The 12,987-nt window shown below is 58.6% G+C and carries 15 protein-coding genes; 6 read left to right on the top strand and 9 right to left on the bottom strand.

The window, feature by feature from the left end; translation table 11 throughout:
- Positions 1-76: 76 nt before the first annotated feature.
- The 5 genes from ACR0C6_RS16230 to ACR0C6_RS16210 all read right to left on the bottom strand — a co-directional run bounded on the left by ACR0C6_RS16230 (position 77) and on the right by ACR0C6_RS16210 (position 5,707).
- Positions 77-892, bottom strand: a complete 816-nt coding sequence (locus tag ACR0C6_RS16230) for a trypsin-like serine peptidase (RefSeq protein ID WP_171206399.1) — start codon at positions 890-892, stop codon at positions 77-79.
- The gene (locus ACR0C6_RS16225) at positions 889-1,680 is read right to left on the bottom strand and encodes a trypsin-like serine peptidase (RefSeq protein WP_371813376.1); all 792 of its coding nucleotides are present in this window, start codon (positions 1,678-1,680) and stop codon (positions 889-891) included. Before ACR0C6_RS16225 ends, ACR0C6_RS16230 begins: the two co-directional genes overlap by 4 nt.
- A 119-nt stretch (positions 1,681-1,799) precedes the next feature.
- The gene (glcF, locus tag ACR0C6_RS16220) at positions 1,800-3,113 is read right to left on the bottom strand and encodes a glycolate oxidase subunit GlcF (protein WP_480620212.1); all 1,314 of its coding nucleotides are present in this window, start codon (positions 3,111-3,113) and stop codon (positions 1,800-1,802) included.
- A gap of 4 nt (positions 3,114-3,117) precedes the next feature.
- Entirely contained in the window at positions 3,118-4,218 is a 1,101-nt protein-coding gene (gene glcE, locus ACR0C6_RS16215; protein ID WP_480620211.1) for a glycolate oxidase subunit GlcE, read from the bottom strand.
- Between the two features lie 49 nt (positions 4,219-4,267).
- Entirely contained in the window at positions 4,268-5,707 is a 1,440-nt protein-coding gene (locus ACR0C6_RS16210; protein ID WP_480620209.1) for an FAD-linked oxidase C-terminal domain-containing protein, read from the bottom strand.
- Between the two features lie 95 nt (positions 5,708-5,802).
- Here ACR0C6_RS16210 and ACR0C6_RS16205 point away from each other — a divergent pair, with 95 nt between their 5' ends.
- Both ACR0C6_RS16205 and ACR0C6_RS16200 read left to right on the top strand, forming a co-directional pair.
- Entirely contained in the window at positions 5,803-6,513 is a 711-nt protein-coding gene (locus tag ACR0C6_RS16205) for a DUF599 domain-containing protein (protein ID WP_480620207.1), read from the top strand.
- A 35-nt stretch (positions 6,514-6,548) separates the two neighbouring features.
- A complete protein-coding gene (locus ACR0C6_RS16200; protein ID WP_480620205.1) occupies positions 6,549-6,896 on the top strand; it encodes a hypothetical protein in 348 nt (115 codons plus the stop codon).
- A gap of 3 nt (positions 6,897-6,899) precedes the next feature.
- Here the strand turns inward: ACR0C6_RS16200 and ACR0C6_RS16195 are convergent, their stop codons facing one another.
- The 4 genes from ACR0C6_RS16195 to ACR0C6_RS16180 all read right to left on the bottom strand — a co-directional run bounded on the left by ACR0C6_RS16195 (position 6,900) and on the right by ACR0C6_RS16180 (position 9,778).
- Complete coding sequence (locus ACR0C6_RS16195; protein ID WP_171230253.1) at positions 6,900-7,385, bottom strand: flavodoxin family protein; 486 nt, start codon at positions 7,383-7,385, stop codon at positions 6,900-6,902.
- 1 nt (position 7,386) lies between these two features.
- Positions 7,387-7,857: a 23S rRNA (pseudouridine(1915)-N(3))-methyltransferase RlmH gene (gene rlmH / locus ACR0C6_RS16190; RefSeq protein ID WP_480620203.1), complete on the bottom strand. Its 471-nt coding sequence runs from the start codon at positions 7,855-7,857 to the stop codon at positions 7,387-7,389.
- A 44-nt stretch (positions 7,858-7,901) separates the two neighbouring features.
- A complete protein-coding gene (rsfS, locus tag ACR0C6_RS16185; protein ID WP_058276550.1) occupies positions 7,902-8,261 on the bottom strand; it encodes a ribosome silencing factor in 360 nt (119 codons plus the stop codon).
- A 164-nt stretch (positions 8,262-8,425) separates the two neighbouring features.
- A complete protein-coding gene (locus ACR0C6_RS16180; RefSeq protein WP_171230251.1) occupies positions 8,426-9,778 on the bottom strand; it encodes a mechanosensitive ion channel family protein in 1,353 nt (450 codons plus the stop codon).
- A 115-nt stretch (positions 9,779-9,893) separates the two neighbouring features.
- Here ACR0C6_RS16180 and ACR0C6_RS16175 point away from each other — a divergent pair, with 115 nt between their 5' ends.
- From ACR0C6_RS16175 to leuD, 4 genes are read left to right on the top strand one after another with little or no spacing between them, the layout of a single operon-like run.
- The gene (locus ACR0C6_RS16175; protein WP_224857982.1) at positions 9,894-9,989 is read left to right on the top strand and encodes an isopropylmalate isomerase; all 96 of its coding nucleotides are present in this window, start codon (positions 9,894-9,896) and stop codon (positions 9,987-9,989) included.
- 43 nt (positions 9,990-10,032) lie between these two features.
- Positions 10,033-11,436, top strand: coding sequence for a 3-isopropylmalate dehydratase large subunit (gene leuC / locus ACR0C6_RS16170; protein ID WP_152459723.1), 1,404 nt, complete (start codon positions 10,033-10,035; stop codon positions 11,434-11,436).
- A 37-nt stretch (positions 11,437-11,473) separates the two neighbouring features.
- Positions 11,474-12,028 carry an HdeD family acid-resistance protein gene (locus tag ACR0C6_RS16165; protein ID WP_480620201.1) on the top strand — a complete coding sequence of 185 codons (555 nt, stop codon included), beginning with the start codon at positions 11,474-11,476 and terminating at the stop codon, positions 12,026-12,028.
- A gap of 42 nt (positions 12,029-12,070) precedes the next feature.
- Positions 12,071-12,676 carry a 3-isopropylmalate dehydratase small subunit gene (gene leuD, locus ACR0C6_RS16160; RefSeq protein WP_480620199.1) on the top strand — a complete coding sequence of 202 codons (606 nt, stop codon included), beginning with the start codon at positions 12,071-12,073 and terminating at the stop codon, positions 12,674-12,676.
- Positions 12,677-12,987 lie beyond the last annotated feature (311 nt).

Genomic DNA, 12,987 nt, shown 5'->3' with positions numbered 1-12,987 from the left:
TGGACGGGCGATTTCAAGTACCGGACCCCGTTGTGGCGGTCCGATACACATCACATGGGTAGCGATTTCGCCGAGTTCAACCCCCGCCAGAACTGATGAATTTCGCACCAGATCCTGACTTACCGGACCCGACCTGCAATCGGCGGATCGACGCCTTGGGTTGAGGTGCATCGCGCCGCATGATGGCCTTGAGCTCGGCAACGATCCCGTCAAGCTCCATGCCAAACCCCACCTTTCTGCGGCCGTTCGTCCCTACTGCCGATACCACGGACAGGATCTGCCAGCGCGCACCGTTTTTCGCCAGAATTGCAGACCCGGAAGACCCGAAAGTAATGTCGCAATCAAAGGTGATCAGACCCTGCCTGCGGTCGATGATACGGCACGAACGCTCTCGGGTGATCGCCTCGGACCGTCCGCGCCCATACGAGGCAATGCTGATCTCGTTGCCCGGAACACGGCCGCTGTGCAGTGCAAAAGGGTCGGCAACCGAATACGGGATAGGCTCGTTCAGCCGCATCAGGGCCACGTCCAACTGGACACCTTCGTGCGACAGCGGGTTCTGCGCCCCATAGCTGGGATGAAGGGCGATTTGCGTGACCTGACGCTCGGCCAAGGCGTTGCCGTTGCTAAGGCCTGCACGAAACGTGATATCTTCGGGCACATAAGTCTTCCCGGTACGACGATCCACCGCACAATGGGCTGCAGTCAGCACCATGTCCTGTGCGATCAACGTGCCGGTGCAATACGAGGCATCGCGAACATCCAGCCGACCGATAGCCTCCCAACCATAAAGGTCATCCCGGTCGGTCAGCTTGCGCTTGTTGGATTGCGCTTGCGGCGCTGTTGCCAAGACGCTCAGGCCCAATAACAGGCTCCAGAAGACTCTCATCATGGTCGAATGAACCTTGCGCCTATGTTCTTGTTCGTTCCCGATCCAGACGAGGAAAGCCCAAATCCCCGCCCCGCAGAAAGTTCGTCACGCAGCAATTGCAGCGAATGCTCAACCGCGGTTCCAATTGCGACACTCTGGCCGTCCATACTGGCCTTGGCCGCAACCACCGATACGATCTGAGGGCGCGCGCCCGTGAAAGAAAAAACGGGTGCCCCCGAAGACCCGAAATCAACGTCGCAGGACATGACCATAACCCCGGCCTGCCGGTTCATGACCGAGCAGACCTGTTGCAGCGACGGAGCTTCTGACCGGTCATGCGCATAAGACACAACGCCCACTTCAGCGCCACGTTTGGGCTGATCGCCCGACTCAAATGGAATGACGGCGGTATTACGGATCGGCTGCCACAGCTCGATCAAAGCCACGTCCGCGCTTACCCGGTCGGCCGTAGAATCGACGCCATATTGGTAGTCCGGATGGATCACAGCCTGGCGCGCGGTCCGATAGGCCAACGCACGTCCCAAACGCCACCCGGCCAGAAACTCGATATCCGCGGGGTTGATCCGTTGTCCGGATCTTTTGTCGAACAGGCAATGCGCCGCTGTCAGTACAAGCGTCGGCGACACCAGCGTTCCGGTGCAAAACCCTGCGCCGGCGATATCCAACCGCCCGACAGCCATCCACTCGCGCCCGGAATCCGACGTATCCAGGCTTTCCAGCCTAGTGTCCTGCGCCGTGGCCGCCAATGGCAAGACACAGAGCACGGTTGCCTTGATCCAGTTACGCACGCGGTTCTCCGAGACTCACTTCGAAGCTTTTGTCCTACGTGCCGCGTTGGGCGAAAATAGGGCGGTCATGCACCAAAGGTATTTCCCTGGGAAATGATGCGCGCTGGCATCAGCATGATTCACCGCAAGACGGGAACCGAGTTCCCTGTTCCCTGCAAGGCCGGTGGCTTTGGCCCGCCGGTCGCCCAGTCCAGCAACTCTACTGTGTGAACAATCGGCAGTTGCGTACCAGAACCGATCTGCATCATGCACCCGATATTGCCGGCGGCAATGATATCGGGCTGTTTCGCCTCAAGTGTTCTGACTTTTCGCTGTTTCAACTGGCCTGATATTTCCGGCTGCATCAGGTTGTACGTTCCCGCGCTGCCGCAGCACAAATGACTGTCGGCGGGTTCGACAACCGTGAAACCCGCGTGTTTCAGCAAATCTTTGGGATAGGATTTGATCTTCTGCCCATGCTGCAATGAACAGGCTGCATGATAGGCGACGGTCAGGTTTTGGTTTTCCCCCGCCGGCAGGTCCAGCTGGATCAGAAGTTCACTGACATCCATGGCGATTGCAGACACACGCGCTGCATCTTCGGCAAGCGGGCCATTGCGAAACATATGCCCATAATCTTTCACGGTAGTGCCACAGCCAGAGGTATTGATGACGATGGCGTCCAACCCATCACCGTCCATTTCCCGTTTCCAGGCTCTGATATTGGCGCTTGCCGCCATATGACTGTCTTGCACTTTGCCCATGTGATGGGTCAAAGCTCCGCAACACCCGGCACCTTCGACGATCACGACCTCGCACCCCAACCGTGTCAGCAGGCGGATCGTGGCGTCATTGATATCGGTGTTCAGCGCCTTTTGTGCGCAGCCTGTCATCAGCGCCACTCGCATTTTTCGTTCACCGCCGGGCGCAAAACTCTGCGGATCATCGTTGCGGCTGACAGGCGGGATATGCTTGGGCGCCATCTCCAACATCGCGCGCAGCCGGGCATCTGGCATCAGGAACCGGAAAGGACGACCCAGCCTGGCCCCGATCAGGGCCCAACGGAACCGCATCGGATAAGGCAGGATCTGCGCCAGAACCCAGCGCAACACCCGATCCGTCAGCGGGCGCTTGTAGTTGGCCTCGATATATTCGCGCGCGTGATCGACCAGATGCATATAATGCACACCTGATGGGCAGGTGGTCATGCAGGCCAGACAGGACAGGCAGCGGTCGATGTGCTTGACCGTCTTTTCGTCGGGCACACGCTCGTTTTCCAGCATGTCCTTGATCAGGTAGATGCGCCCACGCGGACTGTCGAGCTCGTCTCCCAGCACCTGATATGTCGGACACGTGGCCGTGCAAAATCCGCAATGGACGCAGTTTCGCAGAATCTCGTTCGAGCGCTGGATTGCCGGATCTTGCAATTGCTCATCCGTGAATGTTGTCTGCATCGCCCTATCCCATCAGCCCCGGGTTGAACAAACCGCGAGGATCAAATTTCGCACGCAAGCCCTTTGTCAGAGCCGATATTGATGTGGGTTCCGGATGAAATCGCCCCAGTTTTCTGATCGTTTCGTGGTCGGATCGTACCAAAGTGGCATGACCCGAAAACCCACCAAGCCGGCCACGCACATCCGTGCCGGCCGGGACCCGCAGCCAGACAAGACCACCGCCCCAATCAAACAGCGTTTGACCCGCTTCGGCGCGCGCCGAAATCTCCGCCGCGTCACTCGGTTTTACCGAAAGCCGCCAGACGTCCCCGTCCTTGCCCTGAAATGGGTGAACGTCGCGGATCCCGGTCCAAAGCGCTGTGGCGTCTCCCTCGTCTGTCACCTCACCAAAATCTGCCAGTAAGGCGGTCAACCGACCGATCCTGTACGTCACCGACTCTGCAAATCCCTCAACCCTAAGCAGGGCATTTCCATCCGCCGGGTCATAGGCGGCACCCGTCACTTCAAAAGGTGATTTCAACGCAGCGGAAAGAACTTTCACCGCGTTGCCGGCATCCCGAACGGCGACGGACAAAGTCGCCACTCTTTCCGGCTTGGGCAGCACCTTCAACGACACTTCGGTCAGAATTCCCAGTGTTCCCCAAGACCCACCCATCAATTTAACGAGATCATAACCGGTGACGTTTTTCATAACTCGCCCACCATTCTTGACCACCTGCCCGCGCCCGTCGACGAAACGCACACCCAGCAGGAAATCCCGGCAGGCGCCAACCTGAATCCGCCGCGGGCCAGAGATATTGGCCGCGACGACACCGCCGATCGTTGGTTCACCTTGAGTATCAAGCAAACTGCGGTGATCCATCGGTTCAAAGGCCAGCTGTTGCCCTTCCCCATCCAACGCCGCCTCAATCTCAGCCAGCGGTGTACCCGCCTTTGCCACAAGTGTCAGCGCCCCGGGTTCATAGAGGGTAATACCGCTCAGCCCGGATACCTTCAGTTCAGGCTCTCTCCCGGTCACACCGCGCGTACCACCTCCGGCAATCCGCACCGGACCGCTCAGCCCGGCCACCAGCTCGGCCAATTCAGCTTCCGTCTCAGGTCTCATTTGCTTCATCTTTTCCAAAATACTCCGGGGGCAAGGGGGCAGAGCCCTCTTACTCCGCCGCAATGCGCCGCGCCCGAGACACATCCAATGGGAAAACTTTCGCAGGATTCAGCAGCCACTTGGGATCGAACACATCTTTGACCGCCATCTGCGCCTCAAGATCGACAGGGGCATACTGATGCGACATGAGATCCCTCTTCTCGATGCCAACGCCATGTTCACCGGTCAGACAACCGCCTTCGTCCACGCATAATTTCAGAATTTCGGCCCCAAATGCCTCGCATTTTTCCAGATCACCCGGTTTGTTGGCATCGAAGAGGATCAGCGGATGCATGTTCCCATCCCCTGCGTGAAATACGTTTCCAACAGGCAGCCCGAATTCTTCACTCAACTCGCCGATGCGGCGCAGCACCGTCGGCAGGGCCGACACCGGGATCGTACCGTCCAGGCACATGTAATCGTTCAACTGCCCCATGGCGCCGAAGGCCGATTTCCGACCAAGCCAGATTTTTGCGCTTTCTTCGGCCGACTGGCTTTCTCGCAGTTCGACCGGGTTGTGGCGTTTGGCGATCTCGATGATTTTCGATAGCTGATGGTCGATTTCCGCTTCAGACCCTTCCACTTCGACAATCAACAGCGCATGGCAGTCGGGGTATCCGGCGTGCGCAAAGTTTTCGCAGGCTTTAATGCACAGCGTGTCCATGAACTCGATCGCGACCGGCAGAATGCCCGATTTGATAATGTCAGAAACACACTGACCCGCGACTTCGTTGTCGTCGAACCCCATCAGAACCGGCCGCGCGCCTTCGGGTTTGCGCAGAATGCGCAGTGTTGCTTCGGTCACCACGCCCAACTGACCTTCCGAGCCGCAAATGACGCCCAAAAGGTCCAGACCGGGCGCATCCAGATGCGCGCCGCCGATCTCGACGACACTGCCATCCATCATCACCATGGTCACGCCCATAAGGTTGTTCGTTGTCACGCCATATTTCAGGCAATGCGCGCCACCTGAATTCATCGCGATATTGCCGGCAATGGCGCATGCCAGTTGCGAGGAAGGATCAGGCGCATAAAAGAAATCCTCCTCCTCGACCGCGCCGGTGACGCTCAGATTGGTGCGGCCCGTCTGCACCCTGATGAAACGGTTGTCATAGTCAACCTCCAGCACCTCATTCATCCGCGCGACGCCCAGAATGACGCAATCAGCCGTTGGCAATGCCCCGCCGGCCAGCGACGTACCCGCACCGCGCGGCACGACAGGCACGCCATCTTCATGGCAGATGCGCAAAACGTCCGAGACTTCCTGCGTGCTCGACGGCAGCACGGCCAGCATCGGCGGGCATTTGTAAGCCGTCAGGGCATCGCACTCATAGGCTCGGGTTTCAGCCGGATCATGGATAATTGCCGTATCCGGCAAAACCCGCGACAGCCGCGAAACGATCGCGCTTTTCCGGTTCAGTACGTCCGGGCTTGGCTTTGGCATTTCCATGGCATCCCTCCCTCATGGCATCCCTCCCTTTGGTAAAATAATATTACCAATTCACCACTCTGGCAAGTTGCGATGTCCGGTCGTACTGTCGCGCCATGACCTGGATCGAACGTGCCGCCCTATTTTCCCCTCTGGATTATGCTGCCATTGCAATATTGCTGGGTGCGTGGCTGTGGATCGGATGGAAGATCGAACACCCGTCACCACAGAAGCCGTCCGTCGCCCTTGTGATGGATGGCTACCGCCGCGACTGGATGCACGAGATGGTGACGCGTCAGCCACGGATGTTCGATGCACAGGTCGTGGCTGCCATGCGGCAAGGCAGCACCTTTTTCGCCTCGACCACGATGATTGCCATCGGGGGCGGTCTGGCCCTGTTGGGCAATACCGAACGATTGGCCGGGGTGGCGACGGATCTTGCCATCGGCAGCGCACCGGCGATGGTCTGGGAAATCAAGATACTTGTGGTTGTCCTGCTGCTGGCCAATGCTTTTTTGAAATACGTCTGGGCACATCGCCTTTTTGGGTATTGCGCCGTTTTGATGGCCTCGGTCCCCAACGATCCTGAGGACCCAAACGCCTATCCTAGGGCCGGTCAGGCGGCCGAGATCTGCGTGACCGCCGCCCGAAGCTTCAACCGCGGTCTCCGCGCCACCTATTTCGCCCTTGCTTCGCTGGCGTGGTTTCTTGGGCCGATGGCATTGGTGTTGGGCACGATGATCACATTCGGTGTCCTGTATCGCCGCGAGTTTGCGTCGCATTCCCGCGCAATCCTCATGGCCCAACGCCAGAACACAGAGACGTGATCCCCAAGCGCAGCATTAAACCCTAGGTTCGAACCATGCGATATGTGATTCTCAGTGCCTTTCTGGCTGTACCTGCCCTTGCCGACCCGCCGACAATCGAACAGGTCCGCGCCAGTGCCACCGGTGACACATGGCGGTTCGACGTGACGATCCGGCATCCCGATACAGGCTGGGATCATTACGCCGACGGCTGGCGCGTTCTGGACATGGACGGGAATGAACTGGGAATGCGGGTGCTGCACCACCCGCACGAGACAGAACAACCTTTTACCCGCTCGCTTGGCGGCGTGGTGATTCCGGAAAACGTTTCACAGGTGCAGATTCAGGCCCGGTGCAATGTGGATGGCTGGAACGAAGACACGACATTGGTCGAACTGAACTGACCTTCAGAAAATCCCCATGGCCAGGCCCGCACCCAGCGCGGCGCCGATCTCGCGACACCGATCCAGCTGATCTTCCGGAATGGTTTTCCGGGCCAGAATGGCCTCGGGCGTTTGCGCGTGCGTGCAGACAATCAGCGGCGACTGGACCTCTTTCAACCGCCAGCCAGTGGCTATCCGTGCGATCTGGCGGGCTGCATTCTCTCCGTCCGACCCGGCGCAAATCATCTGCGCATATGGACGACCTTCGATCTGTCCCAGAACTGGGTAATAACAGCGGTCGAAGAATTCCTTCATCAAGCCAGAGATCGCCGCCAGATTCTCTGGCGCGCAGAAGATGTAGCCGTCGGCGGCCAGCACATCCTCCGGCCCCGCCTGATCCGCAGGCACAAGCTCAACCTCGGTCTCTGCCCGTGCCGATTCAGCCGCCGCTTCGGCCATCTGCCGGGCACCACCTGTGCGCGAATGGTAAACGATCAGAAGCTGCGCCATGTCAGACCCGGTGATAGGGGCCACCTGACAGAATGGTCGCGGCCCGATACAGTTGCTCGGCCAGCATCACACGGACCAGCATATGAGGCCAGACCATCGACCCGAACGAGATGGAAAAGTCGGCTTCCGCCCGCAAAGCAGGGTCTATTCCGTCGGCTCCGCCGATGATCAGCGCCAGATCCTGCCGCCCCGCATCGCGCCAACTACCCAGTTTCCTGGCAAAATCGGGCGAGGACATCACGCGCCCGCGTTCGTCCAGCGTACAGATCACCGCGCCCTTGGGCAGCGCCTTGCGCAGCAACGCGGCTTCGGCCCCCATGCCTGCGTTTTTCTTGTCCTCGACCTCGATCACCCGCGCGGGACCAAGGCCCAGGCCACGGCCGGTCCGGTCAAAGCGGGTCAGGTAATCATCAAGCAGGGACTTCTCCGGTCCGGCGCGCAATCGCCCGACCGCAACTATGCTGATACGCATATCTCTCTCGCCTCCGGCCCCTCAATACGGGCCGGGATGGCGCCTCAGTTCGCCGAGGCGCTGCCGCCCTGTGGCAGCCACATCTTTTCCAGCTGGTAGAATTCGCGCACTTCGGGGCGGAAGATATGGACGATCACGTCCCCCGTATCGATCAGCACCCAATCGCCGGCATCCTTGCCTTCGACCTTCGAGGTGAAACCGAATTCCTGCTTGATGCGATCCGTCAGCTTTTCCGCCATGGCCGAGACCTGACGGGTCGACCGACCCGAAGCAATGACCATGTGATCCGCGACAGACGACTTTCCTTGCAGGTTGATCTGCACGACGTCTTCGGCCTTGTCATCGGAAAGTGAGGAAAGGATACGCTCAAGCAGCTTGTCGCTGATTGACTGAGAGTGGGCCATTACACGGGACCCGTCTTCGGCAGGCAAACCCGCCTGTGTATGTAGTGACAGGACATAGTCCTCCTTTGCTGCGCGCCGTGAAACCCCGGCGCCGGGGTACTAATAAGGTAACAAGGGGAATGCAACATTTCAATGAAAGCGCGTCCGGCCCCGCGCAGGGTTGGTCACTCTTCTGCGATTTGTTGCATGTTTGCGTTTTCCGACAAAAGCCGAACCTCGCGCTGCGGGAAGGGGATCGAGATGCCTTCGTCCTGAAACGCATCCCACAGCGCAAGATAGACATTTCCCCTGATATTGGTCAGCCCTTTGGTCGGATCGCTGATCCAGAACCGCAGAACGTAATCCACGCTGCTGTCGCCAAAACCGGTGATATGGCAAACCGGTTCATGTTTTCCACCACTCAATACGCGGGTCACTGCCTTTACAGCTCGGATCGCCGTTGCGCGCACTTTGTGGGGGTCATCCTCATAGCTGGTGCCGAAATCCAGATCCAACCGCACGAATTTGTCGGAATGCGACCAGTTCACCACCTGGTTGGTAATCAGGTCCTCGTTCGGGATCAGGTATTCCCGCCCGTCCCGCGTGACAACCGAGACATAGCGTGCGCCCAGCGCATTGATCCAACCGAACGTATCGCCCAGCGAGATCACATCGCCTGGCTTGATCGACCGATCCATCAGGATAATGATCCCCGATATGAGGTTCGACACCACTTTTTGCAGGCCGAACCCGATGCCCACGCCGATCGCGCCCGACAACAGCGCAATGCCGGTCAGATCGAAGCCCAGCGTGCGGATCGCAGCCAGAAAGACCGCGCCATACAGCAGCACCTGAATTCCCTTGGCCAACAACACCTGCATGGACGGGGTGATGTCGTCATTGCTCTGCAATCCACGCTCGGCCGCGCGGGTGCCGATGCGGGCCAGCGTTAACAGGACTCCGATCAGCAGGATGGCCTTGAGAATGCCCAGCAAGGAAATATGCAGGTCACCGACGGAAATCGCGACCCCATCGAGGAATTCGGCCACGTCATCCGTCAGATTCAACGCAACAAGCGTTGCATAGACCCACATTGCCCACTTGAATATCCGTCGCAGCGTCCGGTTGCGGACAAGCCTCGCCACCAGTGCAATCGCCAGCCACGCAGTTGCCAGAGTTGCAATGATCCCAATGAGATAACTGCGCGACGGCCAGGTGACATGCTGCATAACCTGATACAAGAGCCAGGACAGCAGCACGAAATAGACCAGTGTCAGCCGCTGCATCAGCTGTACCATGGTGCGAAGCCGCCATTTCGGCCATCCGGTGCGGGCGCGCGTCCAGGCATCCCATCGCGGCTGTGTCAGAACTTTCAGAAGGAAAGCCAGCGCCCAAATGAAAAGGATGATGACCAACTGATACTGCCGCCAGCCCGGCGTAACCACCAACTCGACCAGTTCTTGAAGCTCGGAAGAGAACCCCGCGACCATGTTGTTGTAAAGGTCTGTCAGCGAGCTGGGGATCAGGTCTTGGTTCATACGCGCCTCCTGCACGGCAGCTTGGACAGCAATGCTAGGCGATGCAAGTCTGACACCAGTTTTGAACCTTGATTGCAGCAAAGGCGCGGTATATCTGAACCGCATGAGACTCAATGTGGCCCAAGAACAGAATCTGGAAGACCGCGCGCGTCTGCGCGAACGGTTCTTTGGGGCTGCCCGCACGGTCCTGGCGCGCCTACCCGTCGCCTGAGCCAACTCGCCAGCTATTTCTCATTACATACGGGAGAGGACACATGTCCCCCAAAACACTCTATGACAAGATCTGGGATGCCCATGTCGCGCACGAAGCCGATGATGGAACCTGCCTGCTGTATATCGACCGCCATCTGGTCCACGAGGTCACCAGCCCGCAGGCGTTCGAAGGCCTGCGCATGGCGGGCCGCAAGGTGCGCGCCCCAGAAAAGACTATTGCCGTGCCGGACCACAACGTTCCGACCACACCGGACCGGGTGAACGGTATTGAAAACCCGGAATCGCGCATTCAGGTCGAAGCGCTGGACAAGAACGCCCGGGATTTCGGCATTCACTATTACCCGGTGAATGACGTCCGTCAGGGCATCGTGCACATCGTCGGCCCCGAACAAGGCTGGACCCTGCCGGGCATGACCGTCGTCTGCGGCGACAGCCATACCGCCACCCATGGCGCATTCGGCGCATTGGCCCATGGCATCGGCACGTCCGAGGTCGAACACGTTCTGGCCACGCAGACCCTGATCCAGAAGAAATCCAAGAACATGAAGGTGGAAATCACCGGCAAATTGCAGCCGGGCGTGACCGCCAAGGACATCACCTTGGCCGTGATCGGCGAAACCGGCACCGCCGGCGGCACCGGCTATGTCATCGAGTATTGCGGTGAAGCCATCCGCAACCTGTCGATGGAAGGCCGCATGACCGTCTGCAACATGGCCATCGAAGGCGGCGCACGCGCAGGGCTGATCGCACCGGATGAGACCACGTTCGAATATGTCAAAGGCCGTCCGCATGCGCCGAAAGGTGCGCAGTGGGAAGCCGCGATGAATTGGTGGAAAACACTCTACACCGACGAAGGCGCGCATTTCGACAAGGTTGTCACGATTCGTGGCGAAGACATCGCGCCTGTCGTCACCTGGGGCACCAGCCCCGAGGATGTTCTACCGATCACGGCAACCGTGCCGCACCCCGAGGATTTCGAAGGTGGCAAGGTCGAGGCGGCCCGCCGGTCAATCGAGTATATGGGTCTCAAGGCCGGTCAGAAGCTGAGCGATGTCGAGATTGACACCGTCTTTATCGGGTCCTGCACCAACGGACGTATTGAAGACCTGCGTGCCGCGGCCGAGATCCTGAAAGGCAAGAAAATCAAGGACGGGATGCGCGCCATGGTCGTGCCGGGTTCGGGGCTGGTCCGCGCCCAGGCCGAAGAAGAAGGCCTGGCCGACATCTTCAAAGAGGCCGGGTTCGAATGGCGTCTGGCAGGCTGTTCGATGTGCCTGGCGATGAACCCCGACCAGTTGCAACCGGGCGAACGCTGTGCCGCCACCTCGAACCGCAACTTCGAAGGCCGTCAGGGCCGGGGCGGGCGCACACATCTGCTGAGCCCGGCAATGGCTGCCGCAGCGGCAATCACGGGACGGCTGACAGACGTCCGTGAGTTGATGTAAGGTGCCCTCATATCTAGATATTTGAGGGATTGAACAAATGAGTGACTGGGTCAAATGGCTCCTGCTGGGGCTTCTATCAATTGCGTTCGGCGTCTTTGCGCTGGGCAATGCGATTGCGGCTTCGCTTGCCGTAACGGTCGTGACCGGTGCGCTGCTGCTGATTGCGGGCGCGATGCAGGTGGTCGGCGGTTTCACCGTCGAAGGCACAGGCAACAAGATTCTGTCACTCATCATGGGTGTGGTCATGCTGTTCCTGGGCTGGTCCTTTCTGGATCACCCGCTTCAGGGAACACTGACGCTGGCAACCGTGATGCTGATCCTGTTCATGGCAGGCGGCATCGCGCGGGTCATTCTGTCGTTCCAGATGAAAGGAACACAGTTTTTCTGGCCCACGATGTTCTCGGGCATCTTGTCGATCATCCTCGCAGGTATCATCTGGTCTTATGCAAGCAGCGAACCCGCCGCTTTGCTGAGCCTTCTGGGTATCCTGCTGGGCATCGAGATGCTGTTCAACGGGTTCGGATTGGTGTTCATGGCGTTCTTCGTCAAGAACGCACCCAAGGACGAAACAACCAAAGCGAAAGAAGCTTAATCGCGGGATACGGGCGCGGCCCTCTCCTGCAGGAGTGCAGACATGGAAAAGTTTGAAAAAGTCCACGGGGTGGCCGCCCCGATGCCACTGATCAATATCGACACCGATATGATCATTCCGAAAGTGCATCTGAAAACCATCAAACGGTCCGGCCTTGGCGTCGTGCTGTTTGATGAAATGCGCTATCATGATGACGGGCGCGAGAACGAAGAGTTCGTCCTGAACAAGCCCGCCTATCGCGAGGCCGAAATTCTGGTCGCCGGCGACAATTTCGGCTGCGGCTCGTCGCGCGAACACGCACCCTGGGCGATCAAGGATTTCGGCATCAAGGTCGTGATCTCGACCAGCTTTGCCGACATCTTTTTCAACAACTGCTTCAAGAACGGCATCCTGCCGATCGTGGTCGAAGAAGAACACCACGCGATCCTGATGGAAGACGCACATAAGGGTGAGAATGCCCGCATGACCGTGCACCTGGAAGATCAGCAGATCACCACTTCGGATGGGGTCGTGATCGAATTCGACATCGATCCGCACCGCAAGCACTGTCTGCTGAACGGTCTGGACGATATCGGTCTGACCATGGAGAAAGACCACCACATCGACAAATTCGAGGATCACGCAAGTCAGGCCCGCCCCTGGGTGTAAGGCCCGAGCCGATTCTTTGGATACTCAACCTAACGGGGTCGCCAAGGCGGCCCCATTCTCATTCTTGGGGTTGAATTTACCAGAACCACAACATCTTGGTCTCACATTGAGATACACGTCGGATTTGCGTCGAAAATGATGCAATCCCGCACCAGTTGCGCCATCATTTTGCCCGAAATCACGTGTTTTCTGCACCCTGTCTTGAGCGAAATGCCGCTTATCGTCCATGTTGGCGCTAAAGAGGCATCCGTCAAAAACTCGAGACGATGGGCACAAGTTGGAATGTAAGTCGGCGAAGATCGACTTATCCG

The sequence above is a fragment of the Ruegeria sp. AL12 genome, from assembly GCF_056540885.1.
The sequence above is the reverse complement of the archived record's forward strand: the minus strand, read 5'-3'. Positions and strand labels throughout refer to the sequence as shown.